General features: G+C 53.5%; 3 protein-coding genes and 1 pseudogene. All 4 read left to right on the top strand.

The window, feature by feature from the left end:
- The first annotated feature begins 82 nt into the window (after positions 1–82).
- Entirely contained in the window at positions 83–538 is a 456-nt protein-coding gene (locus tag WCA53_RS11630) for a cupin domain-containing protein (RefSeq protein ID WP_423909569.1), read from the top strand.
- A 169-nt stretch (positions 539–707) separates the two neighbouring features.
- Positions 708–1,004, top strand: a complete 297-nt coding sequence (locus tag WCA53_RS11625; protein ID WP_423909567.1) for a DUF1330 domain-containing protein — start codon at positions 708–710, stop codon at positions 1,002–1,004.
- A 158-nt stretch (positions 1,005–1,162) separates the two neighbouring features.
- Complete coding sequence (locus WCA53_RS11620; protein WP_423909565.1) at positions 1,163–1,933, top strand: SDR family NAD(P)-dependent oxidoreductase; 771 nt, start codon at positions 1,163–1,165, stop codon at positions 1,931–1,933.
- Between the two features lie 503 nt (positions 1,934–2,436).
- Positions 2,437–2,784 (top strand): annotated as a pseudogene (locus WCA53_RS11615) (GntP family permease); the annotation flags it as partial.

The raw sequence follows: 2,784 nt of genomic DNA, 5'->3' as shown, positions 1-2,784 counted from the left end.
GTGATCTTTGATCGCCTTGGCCAACACTTGAAAACACTCATTCGCCCAATCCCCACTCTCTCGTTCAATTTCGGAGCACATCATGCTTTCTGACAGCGAAAAATTTGATTCTTCGAAGGCGGCCGATGCCGCCGGTGATCTTTTAGCGAAACTGGCGTATGCCACCGCAGAAACGGCACCGCTCGTACCAGGTCGCCGAACCTTTTTCAAATATCGGGACCTCGGGGTCTCCGACGCAACGAACGGTCGGATGCGAGCTCAAGTAACTGTGGCAATAGGCGAAATGCAGGAGACTGGCTGGCATTATCATCTTTGCGAATCGCAGTTTATTTATACCCTTCGCGGCTGGGTAGATCTTGTATTTGAAGGCGGCCGCCTCATCCGCGTAGGGGCCGGAGAGTCGCTCCATATTCCCGGCGGACTCAAGCACAATGAGATCGCGATATCGGAAGATTTTCAATTCCTCGAAATCTCCGTGCCAGCGAAGATGGGGACGGTAGCTTGCGATCCCCCTGAAGATGTCGTCATGCCCAAGTGATATTTTCCGGCTGGATCGTCGTCTTGCAAACCAGCAAAAATATAAGTGGCACACGATTCGTCGATCGTAAGCACAGGAAAATTTAATAGATGCTCGGCGCTGTCGGTAAGTCGAGAGATTAAGCGGCCTGCGTTTCACAATCACATTAAATCATAGGCATTTTCGCAAAATGACTAAAGGTTATATCTTCGCTGAGGTAACACTCCGCACGCCTGGTGCCGAGTGGGACGAATACAGTCGCAAGGTACAAGCGACGCTGGACGCTTACGGAGGCGTTTTTTTGATCCGTGGCGGCGCCCAAAAAGTGGTGGAAGGTGACACCAATATAGGGACAATTGTCGTACTCGAATTTGAGAGCCCGGAAAAAGCGGACGAGTGGTACGGGTCAGCCGCTTATCAGCAAATTGTACCTCTGCGACTGCGCAATGCAGATGCGCGTGTGATTTGCTTATCGGGCGCAAATTAAACCAGCCGCATCTCGTTGTAACTGTATTTTTGTAAATTCGGCGGCCACATACCGCACGAATTGCGACGGAGCGGGCCGACGAAGTCATTCAGCTTCGCAAGGTCCCGTGGCGCTGATATTAATGTTGAATCACAAAACGAAATTATCGGAGACGCACCATGAGCGAGATGAACCGCCGACTGGCGGGAAAAGTCGCATACATCACGGGCGCTGGCGCGGGCATTGGCCGTACGGCCGCTGAGCTATTTGCTCGCGAAGGCGCCACTATTGTCATCGCGGAATTCAACATCGATGCCGGCGAGGCTGTCGCTGAGGCGATCAATGCTAGCGGGGGCAAAGCGAAATTTATTCGTACGGATGTCACCAGCGAAGACAACGTACGCGAATCGATCGACGGGGCAATCAGCTTCGCCGGCCGCATCGACGTGCTCTATAACAACGCAGGCGGATCGAGCGCAATCGATGCGCGGGTGACGGACTGCCCAGCCGACGAGTTCTGGCGCGCGATAAGGCTAGATCTGTTTGGGACCTGGGTTACCTGCAAGTATGGCATCGCCGCAATGATGAGAAGCGGAGGCGGTTCGGTCATTAACAGCAGCTCCGTCTTTGCGCTCGTCGGTACGCACGGCAAAGATGCCTATACGGCAGCTAAAGGCGGGATTTCCTCGATCACGCGCTCGATGGCCGTCGAATATGCAGCGCATCGGATCCGCGTCAATGCGCTCGCGCCAGCAGTAACGAAGACGAATCGTGTCCTCGGTCTCATCGAAACGCAGCCTGACATAATAAAAAAAACCAGCGAGCGACAGTTGCTGGGTTTAATAGAACCGAACGACGTCGCAATGACGGCACTCTTCCTGGCTTCCGACGAGTCAAGAACGACGACTGGACAGATTTTCCCAGTCGATGCAGGCTTTTCAATCTCGTAACGGGGCAATTGTACTTTTCGCATGTTCTGCGTAGTCGCGCGCAGAGCCTTTCTCAGGAAGGCTCGGAATACCGTCAAGGAGTTATAGGCTTCCAGGAAAAACGCAAGCTGGAGTTCCTCAAGTACGCGAAATGCTGCTATTGGCCAGCGGTAAACGCCGCGGCGCATAGTCGAAGCGAACGCTGATTCGACGGATTCAGCGGACCTCAGGAACCACAGTCGCGATGGAGACCTCATCGCGCATGATGAGCATATTCGGCGCTTTTTTTCGTAACGTCGCTCACCGTCGTGCAGCGCCAGATCACCGTTATAAGTCGGACGCATGCGTTCTGGCCGCGTGTGGTACTACTTTGGCCGTTTTCACGTAAATCGGGATTCACATATTTCTGGCCTCTCAGACGGCTATCGATTGATATGTGCTCCATTCTTTAAAAGCACGCTGCCCGAAGGAAAAAAAAGTCTTAGGGCTTAAATCTATAACAATATTTAGGAGTGCAACTTTGTATGACCCTGCTTATCGTTCTTGCTGCGTTGGTGTTTCTCATGGTGGCCGCTTACCGTGGCTACAGCGTCATTCTGTTCGCGCCGATCGCCGCACTGGGGGCCGTGCTGCTGACGGAGCCTGCAGCCGTTGCCCCGGTGTTCTCAGGCATTTTCATGGAAAAGATGGTGGGGTTCGTAAAACTCTACTTTCCGGTATTCCTGCTCGGCGCGTTGTTCGGCAAGATGATCGAGATGTCGGGCTTCGCCGCCGCGATTGTCGCCGCGGCAATTCGGTATATCGGTCGCTCACGCGCAAACCTGGTGATCGTCGTAGTGTGTGCGCTTCTTACGTACGGTGGTGTTTCAGTG

The organism is Caballeronia sp. (assembly GCF_049581465.1).
Classification (GTDB): domain Bacteria; phylum Pseudomonadota; class Gammaproteobacteria; order Burkholderiales; family Burkholderiaceae; genus Caballeronia.
The sequence above is the reverse complement of the archived record's forward strand: the minus strand, read 5'-3'. Positions and strand labels throughout refer to the sequence as shown.

Coding starts and splice junctions, on each gene's coding strand:
- WCA53_RS11620 (WP_423909565.1), top strand. CDS start 1,163: ATGAGCGAGATGAACCGCCGACTGGCGGGAAAAGTCGCATACATCACG.
- WCA53_RS11630 (WP_423909569.1), top strand. CDS start 83: ATGCTTTCTGACAGCGAAAAATTTGATTCTTCGAAGGCGGCCGATGCC.
- WCA53_RS11625 (WP_423909567.1), top strand. CDS start 708: ATGACTAAAGGTTATATCTTCGCTGAGGTAACACTCCGCACGCCTGGT.